19 protein-coding genes and 1 pseudogene are annotated in these 19,826 nt (G+C 44.5%); 7 read left to right on the plus strand and 13 right to left on the minus strand.

Features of this window, described 5'->3' with window-relative positions; all coding sequences use genetic code 11:
* Window positions 1-9: 9 nt before the first annotated feature.
* The 4 genes and pseudogenes from E2R65_RS20015 to E2R65_RS13035 form a co-directional block, all read left to right on the plus strand.
* Window positions 10-150, plus strand: a pseudogene (locus E2R65_RS20015) (DUF2683 family protein); the annotation flags it as partial.
* A 161-nt stretch (window positions 151-311) separates the two neighbouring features.
* Window positions 312-698, plus strand: a complete 387-nt coding sequence (locus tag E2R65_RS13025) for a putative quinol monooxygenase (protein ID WP_134336905.1) — start codon at window positions 312-314, stop codon at window positions 696-698.
* Between the two features lie 109 nt (window positions 699-807).
* Window positions 808-1,386, plus strand: a complete 579-nt coding sequence (locus E2R65_RS13030; RefSeq protein WP_134336906.1) for a nitroreductase family protein — start codon at window positions 808-810, stop codon at window positions 1,384-1,386.
* Between the two features lie 243 nt (window positions 1,387-1,629).
* Entirely contained in the window at window positions 1,630-2,418 is a 789-nt protein-coding gene (locus E2R65_RS13035; protein ID WP_134336907.1) for a murein L,D-transpeptidase catalytic domain family protein, read from the plus strand.
* Window positions 2,419-2,534: 116 nt separating this feature from the next.
* Here E2R65_RS13035 and E2R65_RS13040 read toward each other — a convergent pair whose 3' ends face one another.
* On the minus strand, window positions 2,535-4,097 hold the full coding sequence (locus tag E2R65_RS13040; protein ID WP_134336908.1) for a L,D-transpeptidase scaffold domain-containing protein: 1,563 nt from the start codon (window positions 4,095-4,097) through the stop codon (window positions 2,535-2,537).
* Window positions 4,098-4,223: 126 nt separating this feature from the next.
* Here E2R65_RS13040 and E2R65_RS13045 point away from each other — a divergent pair, with 126 nt between their 5' ends.
* A complete protein-coding gene (locus tag E2R65_RS13045; RefSeq protein ID WP_134336909.1) occupies window positions 4,224-4,736 on the plus strand; it encodes a DinB family protein in 513 nt (170 codons plus the stop codon).
* Between the two features lie 73 nt (window positions 4,737-4,809).
* Here E2R65_RS13045 and E2R65_RS13050 read toward each other — a convergent pair whose 3' ends face one another.
* The 9 genes from E2R65_RS13050 to argB form a co-directional block, all read right to left on the minus strand.
* A complete protein-coding gene (locus E2R65_RS13050) occupies window positions 4,810-5,439 on the minus strand; it encodes an HAD family hydrolase (protein WP_134336910.1) in 630 nt (209 codons plus the stop codon).
* 9 nt (window positions 5,440-5,448) lie between these two features.
* Window positions 5,449-6,699, minus strand: a complete 1,251-nt coding sequence (locus E2R65_RS13055) for an MFS transporter (RefSeq protein ID WP_134336911.1) — start codon at window positions 6,697-6,699, stop codon at window positions 5,449-5,451.
* A gap of 126 nt (window positions 6,700-6,825) precedes the next feature.
* Window positions 6,826-7,209, minus strand: a complete 384-nt coding sequence (locus tag E2R65_RS13060) for a hypothetical protein (RefSeq protein WP_229704613.1) — start codon at window positions 7,207-7,209, stop codon at window positions 6,826-6,828.
* A gap of 335 nt (window positions 7,210-7,544) precedes the next feature.
* Complete coding sequence (gene aroC / locus E2R65_RS13065) at window positions 7,545-8,636, minus strand: chorismate synthase (RefSeq protein ID WP_134336912.1); 1,092 nt, start codon at window positions 8,634-8,636, stop codon at window positions 7,545-7,547.
* A 94-nt stretch (window positions 8,637-8,730) separates the two neighbouring features.
* A complete protein-coding gene (gene aroA / locus E2R65_RS13070; protein ID WP_134336913.1) occupies window positions 8,731-10,026 on the minus strand; it encodes a 3-phosphoshikimate 1-carboxyvinyltransferase in 1,296 nt (431 codons plus the stop codon).
* A gap of 126 nt (window positions 10,027-10,152) precedes the next feature.
* A complete protein-coding gene (locus E2R65_RS13075; RefSeq protein ID WP_134336914.1) occupies window positions 10,153-11,283 on the minus strand; it encodes a chorismate mutase in 1,131 nt (376 codons plus the stop codon).
* A 142-nt stretch (window positions 11,284-11,425) separates the two neighbouring features.
* Entirely contained in the window at window positions 11,426-12,343 is a 918-nt protein-coding gene (locus E2R65_RS13080; RefSeq protein WP_134336915.1) for a prephenate dehydratase, read from the minus strand.
* Window positions 12,344-12,605: 262 nt separating this feature from the next.
* Complete coding sequence (proC, locus tag E2R65_RS13085) at window positions 12,606-13,421, minus strand: pyrroline-5-carboxylate reductase (RefSeq protein ID WP_134336916.1); 816 nt, start codon at window positions 13,419-13,421, stop codon at window positions 12,606-12,608.
* A gap of 2 nt (window positions 13,422-13,423) precedes the next feature.
* On the minus strand, window positions 13,424-14,215 hold the full coding sequence (gene argB / locus E2R65_RS13090; RefSeq protein ID WP_134336917.1) for an acetylglutamate kinase: 792 nt from the start codon (window positions 14,213-14,215) through the stop codon (window positions 13,424-13,426).
* Between the two features lie 203 nt (window positions 14,216-14,418).
* On the opposite strand from argB, the gene E2R65_RS13095 reads away from it, so the two are divergent.
* Together E2R65_RS13095 and E2R65_RS13100 are read left to right on the plus strand one after the other, a co-directional pair.
* Window positions 14,419-15,717: an NAD(P)/FAD-dependent oxidoreductase gene (locus E2R65_RS13095; protein WP_134336918.1), complete on the plus strand. Its 1,299-nt coding sequence runs from the start codon at window positions 14,419-14,421 to the stop codon at window positions 15,715-15,717.
* A 24-nt stretch (window positions 15,718-15,741) separates the two neighbouring features.
* Window positions 15,742-16,983, plus strand: coding sequence for a cation:proton antiporter (locus E2R65_RS13100; protein ID WP_134336919.1), 1,242 nt, complete (start codon window positions 15,742-15,744; stop codon window positions 16,981-16,983).
* On the opposite strand, the gene E2R65_RS13105 is transcribed toward E2R65_RS13100, so the two are convergent.
* The 3 genes from E2R65_RS13105 to E2R65_RS13115 all read right to left on the minus strand — a co-directional run bounded on the left by E2R65_RS13105 (window position 16,980) and on the right by E2R65_RS13115 (window position 19,802).
* On the minus strand, window positions 16,980-17,594 hold the full coding sequence (locus tag E2R65_RS13105; RefSeq protein WP_134336920.1) for an FMN-binding negative transcriptional regulator: 615 nt from the start codon (window positions 17,592-17,594) through the stop codon (window positions 16,980-16,982). The two genes, E2R65_RS13100 and E2R65_RS13105, sit on opposite strands and share 4 nt — an antisense overlap.
* A gap of 55 nt (window positions 17,595-17,649) precedes the next feature.
* Complete coding sequence (locus E2R65_RS13110; RefSeq protein ID WP_134336921.1) at window positions 17,650-18,600, minus strand: Rossmann-fold NAD(P)-binding domain-containing protein; 951 nt, start codon at window positions 18,598-18,600, stop codon at window positions 17,650-17,652.
* A 71-nt stretch (window positions 18,601-18,671) separates the two neighbouring features.
* Entirely contained in the window at window positions 18,672-19,802 is a 1,131-nt protein-coding gene (locus E2R65_RS13115) for an aspartate aminotransferase family protein (protein ID WP_134336922.1), read from the minus strand.
* Window positions 19,803-19,826: the final 24 nt, after the last annotated feature.

The raw sequence follows: 19,826 nt of genomic DNA on the forward strand, positions 1-19,826 counted from the left end.
ACTGCTCTTAAAGCTTTTATAAAAGCGATGAAAATTGATTTTATATCAGAAAAAAGTCCGTATAATATAGATTTTGTGGAGAAAATCCTCCAGGGACGTGAAGATATAAAGCATGGCCAGGGCGTAAAAATTTCTGTTGAAGATCTATGAAAATAATTTTTAGTCCGCGTGCTGCTGAGGATCTGAAGTATTGGAAAAAATCGGTTGATAAAATTATTCAAAAAAAGATCCAAATTCTTTTTGAATGCTATTTATGAAAATCCATTTAAGGGAATTGGGGAACCGGAGCCATTAAAGCATAATCTATATTAATGAAAAAATTGCTTTTAAGTATCGTTGTGATGGCATTAGTGTTATTTGCGTTTAACAATGCCTCAGCACAAAAAAATCAAATGGTAAGGCTGGCAAAAATACAGGTAGACCCTGCTCAACTGGAAGCGTATAATACCGCCCTTAAAGAACAAATGACAACTGCTGTGCGTATAGAGCCGGGCGTGCTTACTTACTATGCGGTTGCCGATAAAAAAGATCCTTCGCGGATTACCATACTGGAGATATATGCTGATACTGCCGCTTACCAGGCCCATATTATCACACCTCATTTTAAAAAATACAAAGCCACTGTGCAAAACATGGTTAAATCATTAGAGTTGGTAGATGTGGATTTGATTGGTAAAGCTGTAAAGCCTGATCAATAAATCAATTCAGCTTGATATAGCATAGCTTTATCAAGCCTGCTATAAATTATAAACAAAGCCGCTTGGTTTTAACTTATTTCCCTAATTTCGCCGTTCAATATTTCTTACTATGGATACTACATTTTCAGCAATTGCAAATAACATTAAGGCCCGCCGTACCATCAAGCCTTCAACCATGAATGGTAATAAGATCCCTAATGGCCACATCGCTTCTATATTGGAACTGGCCGACTGGGCACCTAACCATGGTAATACCGAGCCGTGGCGTTTCATTGTATTTGAAGACCCTAAAGTGTACTGTGAACAACATGCCGAATTATATAAAGCAGCTAACCCGGGCGAAAGCTTTAACCCAACTGTTTACACTAATTTTCAAAATCAGGCTAACAGTGCATCACATGTAATTATAGCTTACCAAAAACGTGGGGATTTACCAAAGATCCCGCAGTTTGAAGAGGTAATAGCAGCATCATGCGCTGTACAAAACTTATTATTAGGCGCCACTGCATTAAACATCGGCGCTTTTTGGAGCACAGGCGGCATGGTATTAAAGCCTGCTTATGCAGAGCATTTTGGTTTAGGAGCAGAAGATAGCGTATTAGGCGTTTTATTTATGGGTTATACCGATACCCAACCGGAAGGCAAAAGAAAAACACCGATAGAGGAAAAAATTATCTGGAACAAGTAAAAACATATCGGCCTTAGTAAAAAGATTTATCCTCTCTATTTTTAGAGAGGATTTTTTTGAAATGAATTCTTATGGATAGATTGTGTTAACCTTTCGGAAATTATATTAATTAAAAATATATAATTAGATTGGAGTGACAATAATTTGAGAGTTTAATCGTATATTTGTTTTAACAATATCAACTAATACTATATCATTAGGTGTTTTGTACCAAATTAAACTAAACGATTAAACCCAATATTTATGAGGAAACACTTTTGGTGGATCATTGGCGCTTTATTGTTATTCTCCATTTCGGTTATCAGTTGGAAGCCGACAAGCGCTATTAAAACAAATAAAAACATTGCTAAAACATTTGGTGCAAAAGAATTTTTTGCGCAATATGTTTCAAATATTTATACAGCAGCAAATCTGCAGCAAACAGGTATGGATGCGGCTGTGTTTCAGAAAGCTGTTACCGGTTATTTAAACCTTAAACTGGCCAATAAGTTAGCCCCTAACAGTAATGTAATTACCGTAGTTGATTTTACCAGATCAAGCCGTGAAAAACGTATGTGGATCATCGACCTATTTAATAAAACATTGTTATTAAATACATGGGTTGCCCACGGGCAGGGTAGTGGCGATGATATGGCCAGCCGTTTTTCAAATAATAACGAGTCGCATCAAAGCAGCCTGGGTTTTTACCTGGCAAGCGAAGTGTATATGGGCAAACATGGCCGCTCGTTAAAGCTGGATGGTTTGGATGCAGGTATTAACAGCGCTGCGCGTGCGCGCGGTATTGTTATACATGCGGCCAATTATGTATGCCAGAACACCATTAATCAAACAGGCCGTTTAGGCCGTAGCTTTGGTTGCCCAGCGGTATCTCCCGAGGTGTCTGACAGGGTTATAAATACCATTAAAGGGGGCTCTATGCTTTATATTAATGGTAATGATAGTAATTACACATCAAAATTGTTAGATGAAACGTTGCCGGCTAATTCCATAGTACCTGATACCACCGGTATTGCTGCCATGGCAAGTTTGTAAATAATTTATACAAGCCCGTTATAACAAAGCCCGTCAACATATTGTCGACGGGCTTTGTGTTTAATGTTTTGATCAGGATGAATAAAAAACTAACCATGCTCTCTACACACTAATAACTATAAAGCAGCTATCTGGTCTGTATTAGCCAAAAACTTTTGCAGGTGGCCATACAATACATTATCTAAGCCGTACACATCCGGGCGGTATTGTATGGTGTTGTTGCTATCTACCCAGCAAGTAACATAAGTAATGTAAACCGGCATCTTTTTAGGCAAACCGATAGTAGTTGGTTCGGGATTATCTTCGTTCATCGCTTTAGCTATCTTTTCGTAAGTAGGGCCATCGCCAAAAACTACTTTAGCCAATGCCTGCGGATCTCCCAATCGTACGCAGCCGTGGCTTAAAGCACGCATTGTTTTACTAAAACCGCTTTTTGCCGGTGTATCATGCAGGTAAACACTACTGTTGTTATTAAACAAAAATTTTATTTTACCTAATGAATTATCATCGCTTGGGCGCTGTTTAAATTCATACTTATCTTTAGGAGCGCTTGCCCAATCTATTGTTTCTGTATCCTCTACCTTTTTACCATTGCGGTAAACATCTATACCTTTGTTAGACAGATAGTAGGGGTCTTTGGCGGCCTCAACCATTATCTCTTTACTGGCAATGCTTTGCGGGATATTCCAAACCGGGTTTACCTGTACGCTGTGGATCATGCTATTCAGTTGTGGTGTTTCGCGGCTAAAAGGGCGGTCTATTTTATCACTTTCATCATAATCGGCCAAGGTAGTAGTGTTATCCATATTGCGGCCTTCTCCAACTACCACCTTCATATCAAGAATAGATTTACCATTTTCCATCACATCCAAACGATAATCAGGAATGTTAACTATAACGTATTCATTTTGAGTAGGTTTGTTTTTCCATCTCAAGCGTTCCATATTTACTACCAGGTAACGTTGGGTTTCCTCTTTGGTCATGCCCTGTGCTGTGCCGCCGGCCAATAATGCCTTTTGCAGCATCAGGTATTGCGGATCTTTGGGCTGGATGCTATCCAGATATGTTTTAAGGTTGCCAGCGTTTAATGCCTGCATCATCGATGTACTGTCGGGGCGTTTGGTGGCCGTGAAATAACGCGAATAAATTTTACGCGGACTAACCATCCCAAATTGTAATGCGCCTGAATAGTTAATAAGCGAATTAGCCATTAGTATTTCCAGTTCTGCAATATCATGGTAGGCTTCATCAATAGTTTTGATGCCTTTTTTATCCTTGAATTTGGTAACCAGCTGTTTAATCTGATCTGCTTTAAACATGCGTGGATCAAGGCCATGCTGGCCGGCTTTTTCAAAGTAACTGGCAGTAATATCCACATCGCCGTTAAAGATATGATCCATTACAAAAACCGGGTCGTAATCGTTTTTTTCATAAAAAGCGGTTATGAGCTTAGGGTTATCCATTTTAGCCTTGTTTGTTTCCAGTACCTGTTTAAATACCTCGGCCAAACCTTCGGGTGTGGCATCTTTAAAGATCTTATTTTGTGTTTTTTTGAAAAGTTCGGCACCCAAGTCAGACCGGCTTTTTTTCTTGCAGCTTTGAAAGGTGAGGGTAAGCACACAAAACAAGGCAATTAATACCGGCAAGGCCGTTTTTTTAAGAGTAGCTGATAATATCATATCGGTATGTATCTAAAATTATATTTGCATATATGCAATACTTATACCATAAAGCTGTTTAACCATTTATTTACTGCTTTGCTAAATATTAAAGCGATGAACAGCACAATCAATTATATTTGAAACATGGCAAATCATAAGCTTCCGGAAGTTTGGCTGCGTGGCCCCCTTACGGGCATTCCTGCTCTGTTACAGCCTGTTGCGCATGCTTTGTTACAGGCCCGCGAAGAATTGAACGATCTAATGACCGGCTTCCCGGATGAGTTATTATGGGGTGATGTGGCCGGAATGGCTTCCCCGGGTTTTCATTTGCAGCATTTGGCGGGTGTGCTCAACAGGTTATTTACTTATGCGCGCGGCGAGGCATTGACCGCAGAACAGTTGAATTACCTGCATGCTGAAGGTAAACCGACCACTAAAACATACACTGTAATGCAGTTGGTAGATGTATTTAACAAACAGGTTGATGATGCCCTAATGCAGTTAAGCAAAACGGATGAAACAACCCTAACCGATTTTAGAGGGGTGGGCCGCGGGCAATTACCATCAACAATTATGGGGCTTTACACCCATAGTGCCGAGCATACCATGCGGCATCTGGGGCAACTGATGGTTACGGTAGCGGTGCTGAAAAGGTGAGGAATTGACAGGCCTTAAAACGCCTTTTTTCGTCTTTCAAACGTCCTTAAAACGCCCTGCGATGATACCCGGATCACTTATTTACAATTTGCGCTACGTCCTGGTAGTTTTTGGCGTGATGGGTTACGTTTTCGTTGGTGTATTTGCCTTCCGGATCGAACAGAAAAGTATCGATCCCTAAATCAATCGCTGCCTTGATCTCTGATTTTGGGTCATCACCAATAACCAATATATCTTCTTCCCGGTAACCATTCTCCTGCATGATCTTTTGAAAAATATCTTTTTTGGTTTTGTTGGATTGCTCGGGGTCTACCACATAAACTTGTTTAAAGTCACCGGCAATATTCAGCATTTTTACTTTGCTCATCTGCAGTTTGGTAAAACCGGTGGTCACCAAAAACTTGTCGATAGGGATCTGGCGAAGGGCATCATAGGTTTCATAAGTTTGCATCGGCTTATCGTAAACACAATTGCGCAGCAGCTGCATACCTTGTTCCTTTAGTTCCCCGCTAAAGCCAAACTCATCGGCCACCTGCTGGTATGGGCGGCGCGTAAGTTCGTTTTTAGCCTTTTCGGCTGCCTGCCTGTCGGTTTCGCCCAGGTGCTGGTCTATCAGTTTAAACAGGTTATCAAATACTTCATTAGCTATTGAACTTACCGGGTAAATGGTGTTATCGAGGTCTAAAAATAAAACACGTTTCATGGGTGCAATTTATGGTATTTGTTGGGGCAGGGCCACCATCTCTTCAGCAGGAACAGTTTCAACAGCCGTTTTGTTGTTTTGATAAAGCAGATAATAACCCGCCGCCGTTAAGGCCGATAAGATGCCCAGCAGCCACCACAACGAATTAAAGCCGCCATAGTTAATTACCTGGCTGCCCAATGCCGGCGCAAATACCTGCGCGGCCGACCACGACATGGTGTACAGCGCCGCGTATTCGCCGCGGTTATAGTTATTGGTGCGGGCAATCCAAAAGCTGTTCATAAAAGGCATGCTCATGATCTCGCCAAAGGTTACCAGTATTACCACCAATGTGGCCGTTGCAATGCCCGGCGGTAAAACATTCAGCAGTGCAAAGGCAAAGCCGGTGATGAGTACGCCCCAAACAATATAGGTAAGGGCATGCCTTTTGCCTTCCAGGTAGTTGATGAGCACCATTTCTATCAACACGATGAGGATGCCGTTAAGCGCCAGCAGCGCACCTATTACACGCTCATCAAGGTGCCAGCCGATCTTGTAAAACACCGGCTCCATGATAAAGAACTGAAAAAAGCATAAGCCAAATATAGTAGACAGAAAAATGAACCACAGATAAGTTTTGTCCTGATAGGCGGATGCCACCGGCCCGGTTGCCACAGGCTTTACTTCCGATTTTTTAATGGCGGCGCGCGGCATCAGTTTTAACAGCATCAGCGCGGCCAGTATGTTGGTGCAGCCATCCACCCAAAACAATAAACTGTAGTTAATAGATGCCAGGTAACCGCCCAGGCCGCCGCCGAAAGCCCAGCCCAGGTTAACCGCCAGCCGGTTGAGCGAGTAGGAACGGGTTTTATTTTCGGGCGAACTGTAATGCGCAATAGCCGTGGAGTTTGCCGGGCGGAATGCCTCGCTGCAAAAGCTGAGTACAAATGTGCCGATAGCCAGCGACAGGAATGTGCGCTGATAACCCAGGATGATAAAAAGAATGCCGCCGCTTAAGAGGGTGAAAACCTGCAGATCGTAAAAGCCAATCTTATCGGTAAGTTTGCCGCCTATAAAAGCGCCAAAGATTGCCCCAACACCAAACAGGGCCATAATATAACCGGCCTGCACCACACTAAAACCCAACTGATTGATGCAGTAGATGCTCATAAACGGCACTACCATAGTGCCGCTGCGGTTGATGAACATTACCACACTGAGGTACCAGCTGTTTGGAGATAAGCCGCTGTAAGCTTTTTTATATAGTTGGATAAGAGACATTGTAGATGTGCAGATTTTAGATGTGCAAATATGCAGATTAAGAAAATATGTAAATTTTAATTAAACCGCTCATTCAAGCCAACACTGGTCTAAGTTTCCAACTTATACCCAAAATGGGTTAAGCTTTCAGCTTAACAATATCACCGGCACCAATCCTTTTTGTTCTGAATAGTAGTCTTTAGCGCTGCTGTATAAATATTCAGGAGGGTATTCAACGGATCCGGATTCGACAGGATTATGATGCAAATAATTTAACCGCTGTTTCATCATTTGGTTAGTGGAAAGTTGAACAGGATGATTGTTTTGCTGCCAGAATTGATACACTTCATTATTTATGTTTCGTTGCCCCGCACGTTTAAACATCCACAGCATCCAGTCGCGCCGGCTTTCCTGTATGTTTTCTTCCATTTCTTTTAAAATGGCTTTAGCTGTATGCCTTTTCAAATCGCGCATAATATCCGAAAGATTACCATTTTCTGTGCTGATAATCAAATGTATATGGCTGGACATAATACATCATGCATATACTTCTAAGCCTTTATTCTCAATACAATATTTCAGGCTATCAACTATAATATCACAGTATATTCTACGCACAAAAACATCTATCCAGTTTACGGTGGCAAAACTTACAAAATAGATTTTATCGTGCTCGTGAAATTTATATTTCCTGCCCATCGGTTTAAATTAACACTGGTCTAAGCTTTCAGCTTAGACCTAAAATGAGTTAAGCTTTCAGCTTAACTGTATAAGCTGGTTTATTTCGCAAGCTGAAAGCTTGCTGTGTTTTAGGTCTAAGTTGAAAACTTAGACCAGTTTTAGGAAAACTTAGACCAGTTTTATATCTACAGTTTCGAAACCTTATTCCTCAACCAATGGTCTGCTAATACTAACGCTGCCATGGCTTCTACGATAGGTACCGCACGGGGAACCACACAAGGGTCGTGGCGGCCTTTGCCGGTAATTTCTGCGGCGTTGCCTTCGCCATCAATAGTTTGCTGGTTGTGCATAATGGTGGCAACCGGCTTAAAGGCCACTTTGAAATCTATAGGCATACCATTACTAATGCCGCCCTGTATCCCGCCCGAAAAATTGGTGCGGGTAGTTACGCTGCCATCGGCATTTTTCATAAAAATATCGTTATGCTCAGATCCGCGCATTTCGCTGCCGCTAAAGCCCGATCCAAATTCAAAACCATGTACGGCGTTGATGCTTAACATAGCCTTGCCCAAATCGGCATGCAGTTTATCAAAAACCGGGTCGCCCAGGCCGACGGGGGCACCGGTGATGTGGCAGCTCACCTTGCCGCCAACGGTATCGCCCTGTTTACGGATGCTGTCGATGAATTCGATCATTTCTTCTGCAGTGGCGGGGTCTGCACAACGTACGATGTTTTGCTCGCGGGTTTCTAAAAACTCTGCTGCACTTTCTATAGAGATATTAGGCGCATTGATGGTGCCTACGCTGCTAACATGTGCCAGTACCTCTATGCCCTGCGTTTTTAATAAAAGTTTGGCTAATGCGCCCGCAGCTACCCGTGCGGCAGTTTCGCGCGCGGATGAGCGGCCGCCGCCACGATGATCGCGGATGCCATACTTGGTGGCATACGTGTAATCGGCATGCGAGGGGCGGAACACATCTACATTGTGGCCGTAATCTTTAGACCGCTGATCTTCGTTAGGGATGATCATGGCGATAGGCGTGCCCGTGGTTTTACCCTCAAACGTACCCGACAGGATCTTCACCACATCGCTTTCTTTACGTTGTGTGGTGATCTTGGACTGGCCCGGCTTGCGCTTGTCCAGCTCGCCCTGAATGTAGTCCAGATCTACGTCCAGCCCGGCGGGGCAGCCGTCAATAATTACGCCTATGGCTTCGCCATGCGATTCGCCAAATGTTGTTATCCTGAATAATTGACCGAATGAATTACCTGCCATGTCGCCCCCTAACCCCCTAAAGGGGGAATATTTTATTTATGATTTAATACTTAAGTTGATAAAATCTTGCTCCCCCTTCAGGGGGTTGGGGGGCTTAAGCTATGCTAAACCCCACCTTCATCAGATCTGTCCAAAATGCCGGGTATGATTTTTCCACTACGTCGGCATCTTCAATTTCCAGTTCGGGTATGAGGATAGCTAATGGTGCAAAGGCCATTGCCATCCGGTGATCGTCGTAAGTGTTTACAAACATACGCTGCGGGATCTGTTTTTCGCTGCAGTCCAGTTTATAAACCTGTCCTTTCTCTATTAGTTTAACGCCCATTTTTGCCAGTTCGGTTTGCAGGGCCAGTATCCGGTCGGTTTCTTTAATTTTTAAAGTTTCCAGGCCGGTAAAGCTTGCCTCGTGGCCCAAGGCTGCGCATACTACAATAACGGTTTGTGCCAGATCGGGGCATTCCTTCAGGTCGAAGATCTTACGGAAGATCGGCTTTGGTTCTTTGGTTAAATACACACCGCCATTCTTAAATTGCGAGGTGATACCAAAATTGGCCATCAGCTCGGTAATTACGCTATCACCCTGCAGGCTGTAAGATGTTAATCCCGGCAGGAAAATCTCCGCCTCATCGCTTAAGGCAGCAATAGAATACCAGTAGGAGGCTGCGCTCCAGTCCGGCTCTACCCAAAGGGACGTTTCTGCAAAATCCTGCTTTTCTATCGTAATAATATTATCTTGCCAGCTATGCTGGATGCCTGCCTGCTTAAGCATAGCCAGGGTCATCTCTACATACGGTCGTGAGGTAAGATCACCTTCGATATGTAATTCCAAACCTAATGGCAGCCGCGCGGCGATTAGTAACAGGGCAGTGATATACTGACTGCTGATATCTCCTTTGATACTGATCTTGCGGGTTTGCTGCTCAAAATTGCCTTTAAGTTTAATAGGGGGGTAACCCTCATTTTCTTCGTAACTGATGTGGGCACCCAAACTGCGCAAGGCGTCAACCAATATCCCTATTGGCCTTTGCTTCATCCGTTCGCTGCCGGTTAGTATCACTTCCTGATCGCCAATGGCATAGTACGCCGTTAAAAAACGCATAGCCGTACCTGCAGGGCCGATATTGATTTCGGAGATTGGAGATTGAAGGTCAGAGATTAGGGAATTACCCTGAGAACTCATCTCTAATTCTTGCTCTCTAACCTCTGTTCTTAATATCCCCGCAAGGGTAACCGTATCTGCCGCGTCGGATATATTTTCAACTTTAACCTTGCCGCCACTTAGCGCCTCGATAACCAATGCGCGGTTGCACTCACTTTTTGAACCGGTGAGCTGTACCGTACCATTAGCCATTTTGCCGGGTTTGGTCAATATGATGTTATGTTTTGCCATAATTACACCGATTATTTTATGATTGCACCGTTTTTTAGTGATAAAATAGGGTAGTAAAAACACTACCCTAAAGAAAATTAGATTTTTAAACTAATCTCAAATCAACCAATCACTAATAACCATATTTTACGCGTGTGTTAATTTCTCTGCAGGTGCATTTTCCTGGCCTGCATTCATGATCTCGGTTTGTTTACGGATAGATTCGCTGTGCATTAGCTCCAGTAATTTCTCGGTAAACTCGCCGCTTAATTTTAAGGCTTTAGCATAGCTGGTACGTTTGTGTAGTATCTCGTCCCAACGGTTTACCTGTAAAATGGTAACGTTATTCTCTTTTTTGTGGTTACCTATTTTCTCTACTATCTTCATACGCTCTGCCATTTTTTGGATGATCAGGTCGTCAATTTTGTCTATCTGGTTACGCAGTTCAGTTAATTTGTCGTTCAATTCGGCGCCTTTAACTTCCGGTTTACGTAATGCCAGGTGATCTATGATCTCAGAAAGTGCAGCAGGGGTAACCTGTTGTGCAGCATCTGTCCAGGCAACGGTAGGGTCAATGTGCGATTCGATCATCAGGCCTTGCATATCCAGGTCTAACGCTTTTTGAGAGATGTAACCAATCAGATCGCGGTTACCGGTAATGTGGCTTGGGTCGTTAATGATAGGCAGGTTAGGTACCAGTGTTTTTAATGCGATGGCGATATCCCACATTGGTTCGTTACGGAAAGCCGATTTTTCATATGACGAGAAACCACGATGTATCGCCGCCAGTTTGGTGATACCTGCATTGTTGATACGCTCTAAAGCACCAACCCATAAAGAAAGATCGGGGTTAACCGGGTTTTTAACCATAACGGGTACATCTACACCCTTCAGCGCATCAGCAATTTCCTGCACGGTAAAAGGGTTAACCGTACTGCGTGCACCAACCCAAAGGATATCTACACCTGCTTTTAAAGCTTCTTCTACGTGTTTAGCAGTAGCAACCTCTACAGCTGTAGGCAAGCCGGTTTCTTCTTTGGCGCGTTTTAACCACTCCAAACCAATGCTGCCAATACCTTCAAACTCTCCGGGGCGGGTACGTGGTTTCCAGATCCCGGCACGCAGGGCGCTTATTTTACCGGTTTTGGCTAATAAATGGGCGGTTGCTACCAACTGGTCTTCTGTCTCGGCGCTGCAGGGGCCGGCAATAACTAAAGGTTCTTTACCTGATTTATTGATCCAGGAATTAAGGGGCTGTATGTTTAAGTTATGTTTCATGTTCTTGTTTGTTAGTCCGCAAGTCGGTATGTCCGAAAGTCCGGAAGTGTTTTTTTATTGTTGTTATTTAATTGTTATATTTTGATTTCTTTCTTCAGGAATTTCCGACTTTCGGTCATCCGAATCACTGCTATACGCTCCCTCACTCATCGGCCTGCTCGTTTAATTTCTTTACGTTAATATATCGTTTAGTTTTTTCGGCTTTGAGGGGTTTGGGTGTGGTATCCTCTTCGTAGCGCTGATACTCGCCCAGTATGTTAAAGTTTTGGGTGTATTTTAAGATGTGGCGAATGGCGTTATCATATTGCCTGCTTTCGGTCCACTCTATATCTACATAAAAATTATATTCGTTACGCTTGCCTAAAACCGGCATGCTTTGAATTTTGCTCATGTTCACATTTTCCTGCGCAAAAATGTTAAGCACCTTAGCCAGCGCCCCTACCTGGTTACTCACCTGGAAACATAGCGATGCTTTGTTTGGCGTACCCTTCTTTTTGGCATTCTCATGCGTGGTCATGATCAAAAAGCGGGTAAAGTTCTTTTTGTTCGATTCGATGCGGCGCTCCAATACATCCAGCCCGTAAAGTTGGGCGGCCAGCGTATTGGCAATGGCTACGGTATCTGTAAGCTGTTCATCGCGGATGCGTTTGGCACAGGCGGCGGTATCATTGCTTTCTACAATTTTAAGGTGCGGATACTCGTCAAAAAAATCGATGCACTGGCGAATGGCAATAGGGTGGGAGTTTACATATTTAATATCCTCAAACCGTACGCCCGGCAAAGCCATCAGGTGCAGCTGTATAGGTACGTAAACCTCGCCCACAACCGGGAAGCTATAGCTCATCATCAGCGAATAGTTGGGCAATATGCTGCCGGCAATACTGTTTTCGATGGCCATCACCACGTAATCAGCTTCGCCGTTTTGCAGGGCCTCAAATGTTTGCTTAAAAGAGTTGCACTCTATGGTCTCAATTTTTTCGCCAAAGTATTTGAATGCGGCCTCTTCATGGAAGGAGGCACGGATTCCTTGTATGGCAACTCTTGGTTTCTCGGTTTTCATGTTGTTATTAAAGCAAAAAAGTCCCGCCTTTTTGGGCCGGGACTTTTTTAAGTTTTGTATGTTTTGTTAGTACATATCAGTCCCGGCTCTTACTGCTAAAGTAAAAGTAGAAACCATAAAAATATGCACGTGATGTATTCATTTTGTTTGTTATGCCGTAAATGTACAAGTAAAAATCAATTTGTCAATAGATAATTTTATTTTTTGTAAAATATTTTGGCCTGACAGAATATTATTGGGCAAAAGGAGGGCTTTACTGCATTTACTCGCTTTTATAAAGTGCACCTGCTTTTTCTGCCGATGTTTTGATCCCCTTGATCATTGCCGAGCTAAAGCCGTTGTGTTCCATCTCGTTAAGGCCGGCAATGGTGCAGCCTTTGGGCGATGTAACTTTATCGATCTCCTGCTCGGGGTGGGATGCTAACTGCAGCAGCAGGTCGGCGGCGCCTTTGGCTGTTTGCGCGGCCATTTTAAGGGCATCATGGGCGTGGAAACCAATTTCTGTACCGCCCTGGGATGCCGCGCGGATAGAACGCAGGAAGAAAGCGATACCACAGGCACAAAGCGCGGTGGCCGATGTCATCAGTTCCTCGTTGATCTGGATGCTGACACCCACGGTGTCGAACAGGGATAACACCAGGCTTACGTTTGCGGCCGAAGCGTTATCGGTTGCAATACAGGTCATGCTGTGGCCAATAGCAATGGCGGTGTTGGGCATAGCGCGGATCACCTGCACATCCTGCCCCAGCTGTGTGCGGATATCCTGGCAGCTTACGCCCGATACTACCGATATCAGCAGGTGTTTGGTTTGATTGGCTGCCGGTTTTATCTCGTCAAGCAACTTGTTAAGCTGCTGCGGCAGAATGGCCAGCACCACAATATCTGCCTGGGCAACCGCTTCGGCATTGTTGGCCGTTACATGGTAGCCTTCATCTGCCAGGGCAGAAAGTGCTGCTGTATTACGGCGGGTAAGCGTAATTTGCTGCGGGGTAAAAATACCCGCCTTAACCAGGCCTTTGGCTAATGCCAGGCCAATGTTGCCGCTGCCTAATATGGCTATATGTTGTTGTGTTTTCATTTTTATTTGCTTAAACGGGTGCCAAAACCGCTTTTGTTTTTTAACCGGCCCAGGTCATCTGAATGACCGATGATAACCGCCTTAACCCCGCAGGATATGGCCGTAAAGGCATTATCCATTTTAGGCAGCATGCCGCTGTGGATGATCTGCTCTGTTTTTAATTTTTCGTAGCGTTCGGGGTTTATCTCCCGTATCAGCGATTCTTCATCGTTAATGTCCTGCAACACACCCTTTTTCTCGAAACAATATACCAGCGTGGTTTCGTAAAGCCCGGAGAGCGCTACGGCCAATGCCGAGGCGATGGTATCTGCGTTGGTGTTCAGCATTTGCCCTTCGCCATCGTGTGTTAAGGCGCAAAAAACAGGGGTAAAGCCGCCATCCAGTAATTTGCTAATGTTTTCGGGGTTGATAGAGCCATCGAACAGATCGCCGGCAAAACCGTAATCGATGGTTTTTACCGGGCGTTTTTTAGCACGGATGAAATCACCGTCGGCACCGGTAAGGCCAATGGCATTGTTGCCGTAACGCTGCAGCTGCGCCACAATATTTTTGTTGATCAGCCCGGCATACACCATGGTTACAATACGCAGGGTATCAATATCGGTTATGCGGCGGCCATCAACCAGTTTGGCTGTTATGCCCATTGTTTCTGACACCTGTGTAGCAACTTTGCCGCCGCCATGCACCAATATCTTATAACCTTCCAGCGCGGTAAAATCCTTCAGAAAACGATGCAGGTTTTCGGAGTTATCAATTACGTTACCGCCAATTTTAATAATGTGCAGGGCTTGCATAAGGGATGCTATATAAGTTCGATGGCAATTATAGTTATTTTTTGGGAGGATGGTGCTGATTAATTAAATCTAAACTTGTGTAGTGCGTTCACATACTCAGGCCTTACTGTATTTAAAAAGCTTCTGTTTTAAAACGATATAGGCTTTATCCTGTTAGGTATAAAATCAGCGGTTGTCAACTCGTTTGCAGCCGGTTATCAGCTATGGATAAACAAAAGAATGCGATACCACGGGTAATTATTATCGGCGGCGGCTTTGGCGGCGTACAACTTGCTAAAAAATTAAAAAATGCACCCGTAGAAGTGCTGCTGCTGGATAAGCATAATTATCACACCTTTCAGCCGTTGCTTTACCAGGTGGCTACGGGCGCTATCGAGGGCGATTCGATCGGTTTCCCTATCCGGCGCATCTTTAGCAGGCAAAAGAATTTTACCTTCCACCTGGCCGAAGTGCAAAAAATAGATACGGCTAATAATACCGTTGAAACCAATGTTGGCAGCTACGCTTACGATTACCTGGTGATTGCCACCGGCGCAAACACCAATTACTTTGGCAATAAGGAACTGGAACGGAACACCATGCCCATGAAAAACGTGGCCGAAGCATTAAACGTTAGAAGCCTGATACTGCAAAACCTGGAGAAAGCCCTGGTAACAACCGATAAAACAGAGCGGGATGCCTTGCTTACGTTTGTAATTGTGGGCGGCGGGCCAACGGGGGTAGAGCTGGCAGGCGCCATATCCGAGCTGCGCGAATTTATTTTGTGTAAAGATTATCCCGGCCTGTGCAACGCCGATATGAAGGTGTACCTGGTAGAGGGGAAGGCCGAGCTGCTGGCCGCAATGTCGCCGCAGGCATCCTTAAAGGCCAAAAAGTTTTTAACCGATATGGATATCACTATTTACAACAGTGTGCACGTAGAAAGTTATAACGGCTTTTTGCTGAAGATAGATGACGGCACAACCATAAACACCCGCAATGTGTTTTGGGCGGCAGGCGTAAGGGGCGAGGTGCCCACTGGTATGCCCGAAGAAGCGGTGGTGAAAGGCGGCAGGTTACAAACCGATGAGATAAACCGGGTAAAGGGCTTTGATAATGTTTTTGCCATTGGCGATGTGGCCGCAGTGGTAACCGGGCAAAACCCCGCCGGTTTCCCCGGCGTGGCGCAGGTGGCCTTACAGCAGGGCAAGCATCTGGCAAAAAATATCAGCAATTTAATTAAGGGGCAGCCAACCACCCCTTTTACCTATACCGATTTAGGCACCATGGCCACTATAGGGCGTAACAAAGCCGTTGCCGATTTGCATAAACTGCGTTTCCAGGGGTTTTTTGCATGGTTGTTGTGGATGTTTGTGCACCTGATGTCGTTAGCCGGGTTTAGTAACAAGGCTATTGTATTTTTTAACTGGGCGGTTAATTACCTTACCCGTAACAGCGATAACAGGCTGATCATACATTATTTTAAAACAGATACGATGGAACTGGACCCTGTTGCCCGGTAAGTTATCTCACAGAAACCCCATTGCATGGATTTATTCCTCATTATAGCGCTGCTGATTATCGTAAGCGCCATTTATTCTTATATAAACGCCCGGTTCTTGAAATTGCCGGGTACAATAGGTATTGTTACGCTTGCTATACTGGGCTCGGTGTTAACGCTTATTATCGATAGCCTTAACCCTAATATTGCCAAACACCTTACCGCATTGGCTAAAAACATTAATTTTTCTACCACGGTGCTTAATATTATGCTGGGGTTTTTATTATTTGCCACAGCCTTTAACCTGGATACCCGCAAACTTAGAAAAGAGATGCGGCCTGTGCTGATACTGAGTACACTGGGCGTAATTATCTCAACAACGGTTTTTGGTGCGTTATTTTACTGGATAACCGGTTTAATAGCTATTAAAGTGCCGTTTATTTATTGCCTGCTGTTTGGTGCGCTGGTTTCGCCTACAGACCCGGTTGCTGTTGCTGCCATTATTAAAGGCTCAAAATTACCCGCAAACCTGGAAACCATCATCTCGGGCGAATCTTTGTTTAATGATGGGGTAGGCTTAGTGCTTTTTTTGCTGATATTAGAAGTTGCCCAATCGGGCGTAAATAACCTGGATATAGGCAAGGCCGTATTTTTATTTGTGCAGGAGGTTTTTGGCGGGGTAATACTGGGTGCAGTTACCGGCTGGCTGGCATTCCGGCTGATGAAATCTATTAATGATTTTCAAACCATTGTGCTGGTATCCCTGGCCCTGGTGATGCTCGATTCTGTATTAGCGGCTTATTTTCATCTTTCTATCCCGCTGGCTGTGGTTACCGCCGGATTATTTGTCGGCGGCAGATCCATCAATGCCGACCGGAAAGAACGATCGCACGAGGCGCTTGAAAAATTCTGGCTGCTGATAGATGAGATCCTGAATGCCGTATTGTTTGTAATGATAGGCTTACAGATGGTAAACGTGCCATTCATCAGCAATTACTGGATAACGGGCGGTATTGCCATAATTATCATTCTTGGCGCGCGCTGGATGAGCATTATGCTGCCGCTTACATTCCTGCGGCGATCATTACATGTAAATTACAGCAGTATTAACATTTTAACCTGGGCCGGTTTAAGGGGCGGTATATCCATAGCGCTGGCACTGGCCTTACCTGCATCACCCTACCGGCATTTAATTTTGTCGGGGAGTTATTTTATCGTGATATTTTCTATCATCGTACAAGGGCTAACGCTTAACAAGCTTATCAATCTATCTTTTAATAAAAATTAGCCCTTGTTTAATGCAGCCATGCAGGCAGCTATTTGCCGGTTGTTACTATCTGTTGAAGCGTTTAATGATGCCATGATATTTTGCCGTTCGGTTTCAGTACGGTTCTGGCTCAGTTTACTTTTGGCTTGCAGATCGGTTACTACTATTTCAAATGCAGTGATGCCGTTCATCATTTTCAACTTGTAATCCCCGGCCAGGCCATCCCATTGTTTACGATAGCCGGCTTCGTAAAAACCGATCATTTTTTCTAACAATTGGGCTACATCGTCCTTAGCATCTATGAGGGTGGCTTTACCATAAGCGTGGATAGCAACATAATTCCAGGTGGGTACATTTTGCTCTTTTTGGTAATTGGCAGGGGATATGTAGGCGTGCGGTTCGGTAAATATTACCAATGATGTTTCCTTAAAAGCTGCTGAGGCCTGCGGGTTTGCCCTGGCAAAATGCGAGGTCAGCACTAATTGCCCATTCCGCTGCTCTATCAAAAAGGGCAGGTGGGTAGCTTCCGGCACACCATTCATCATCGTAACTATAGTAGCAAAGCTATACTTCTGCATAAAGGCTATAGCTTCCTGTTCATCAGTTACTTGAAAGTGCTTGGGTATATACATATCAATCTAACAAAAATGCTTAATGCCGGCAAATAACATGGCTAACCGGAAGGAATTACAATGTTTCCAGCATTTGCTTCAACACCGCTTGTGCCGCCCAAACACGGTTGCCGGCCTCATGTATCACTACTGATCTTGGCCCGTCCAGTATCTCTGATGATAGTTCCAGGTCGCGGCGCACGGGTAGGCAGTGCATCACTTTGGCTGCAGGTGCCAGGGTATCCATTTTGGCATTGGTCAGCATCCAGTCCTCATTACCGCCTGTTACCGCGCCGTAAGGCTCATAAGCCGACCAGTTTTTTACATATACAAAATCAGCATCTTTTAATGCTTCGCCCTGGTTGTGCGTAATAGCGGCGCCTTTAGTAAAATCTGTACAAAGCTCGTATCCGGCCGGGTGGGTAATGGTAAAATCAACATCGGCCCTACACATCCATTCGGCAAAAGAATTGGGCACAGCCTGCGGCAGGGCCTTTATATGGGGCGCCCAGGTTAATACTACCTTGGGGCGTGCTTTCGTTTTTAATTCTTCGATAGTTACCAGGTCTGCCAGGCTTTGCAGCGGGTGGCGGGTGGCCGATTCCAGGCTAACCACCGGTACTTTACAAAATTCAACAAATTTGTTAAAAATGGTTTCGCTGTAATCCTCTTCCCGGTCCTTTAATCCCGGGAACGAGCGTACGCCGATGATATCAGAGTATTCGCCCATCACGCCTGCTGCTTCGCGGATATGCTCTACCGTAGTACCGTTCATGATCACGTTATCGCGCAGTTCAAGCGCCCAGCCCTCCTTATCAATATTAAGTACAATTACATTCATACCCAAATTCATGGCAGCCTTTTGGGTGCTCATGCGGGTGCGCAGGCTCGGGTTTAAAAAAACAAGGCTTAGGGTTTTATTTTTACCCAGATGCTGATGCGCGTATGGGTTTTGTTTTAATTGCAATGCTTCGGCAACCAGCGCCGGCACATCTTTAACATCATTTACCGAAGAAAATAGTTTCATTTTTAGCCTTATTATAAGCCTCACCTTATCCCTCGCCCAAAGAAGCGGGATGAGGTGAGGCCGCCTTGTTATTAAGAATTTTTTAAAGTTGTAGCGAATGCCTCTAAAAACCTGTTGGCATAAGCTTTTGTTAAGTTAAGTGCCGGTAACAGCCTTACTACGTTTGGTTTAGCTTCGCCGGTAAAGATGTTATGCTTAAATAGCAGGTCCTTTTTAACGTTGCTTAATTCTTCGGGCAGTTCGATACCGATCATCAGGCCGCGGCCGCGTATTTCCTTTACTTTATCAAATTTCTTTAGTTCTTCTATCAGGTAGCCACCAACTTCTGCAGCGTTTTGCATCAGGTTATCGCGCTCAATTACTTCCAGTACAGCCAAACCTGCTGCACAGGCTAAATGGTTGCCGCCAAAGGTGGTACCCAGCATACCATAAGCAGGGGCTATTTTTGGGGATATGATGATACCGCCAACAGGGAAGCCATTACCCATGCCTTTGGCCATAGAATAGATATCGGCATCGATCCCCGCAAAATCATGCGAGAAGAATTTACCTGTACGCCCATAGCCGCACTGTACCGAATCTGCTATAAAAACGGCATTATATTCATCACAAAGCGTACGGATCTTTTGCAGGAAGTTTACCGGGGCAACCTGTATGCCGCCAACCCCCTGGATGCCCTCAATAATCACCGAAGAGATCTCGTTATTTTTAAAGGCCTCTGTTAAAGCAGCTTCATCATCCCAGGGCAAAAATATCACGTTATCCGTTTGGTTAACGGGGGCAACAATTTTGGGGTTATCCGTTACGGCAACAGCCAGTGAAGTACGCCCGTGAAAGGCTTTTTTGAACGTGATAACCTTTTTTTTACCGTTATAAAAAGACGCCAGCTTTAAAGCGTTCTCGTTAGCCTCGGCACCGGAGTTACACAGGAATAGCTGGTAATCTTCCTTGCCCGAAACATGGCCCAACTTGGCTGCTAACTCCGTTTGTAAGGGGATCTGGATAGAGTTTGAGTAAAAACCTATCTGGTGCAGCTGATCTTCTAAACGTTTTACGTAATGCGGGTTGGTATGCCCTATGGAAATAACCGCATGCCCGCCGTAAAGATCAAGGTATTCGGTGCCTTTGTCGTCATAAACAAGGCTGCCTTCGCCTTTAACTATATTGATGGGGTTGATAGGATATACGTCGAATAAATTCATTGAAGTAAAAAGTTTAAAGTGAAA

This window comes from Mucilaginibacter phyllosphaerae, assembly GCF_004378255.1.
GTDB classification, from domain to species: Bacteria; Bacteroidota; Bacteroidia; order Sphingobacteriales; family Sphingobacteriaceae; genus Mucilaginibacter; species Mucilaginibacter phyllosphaerae.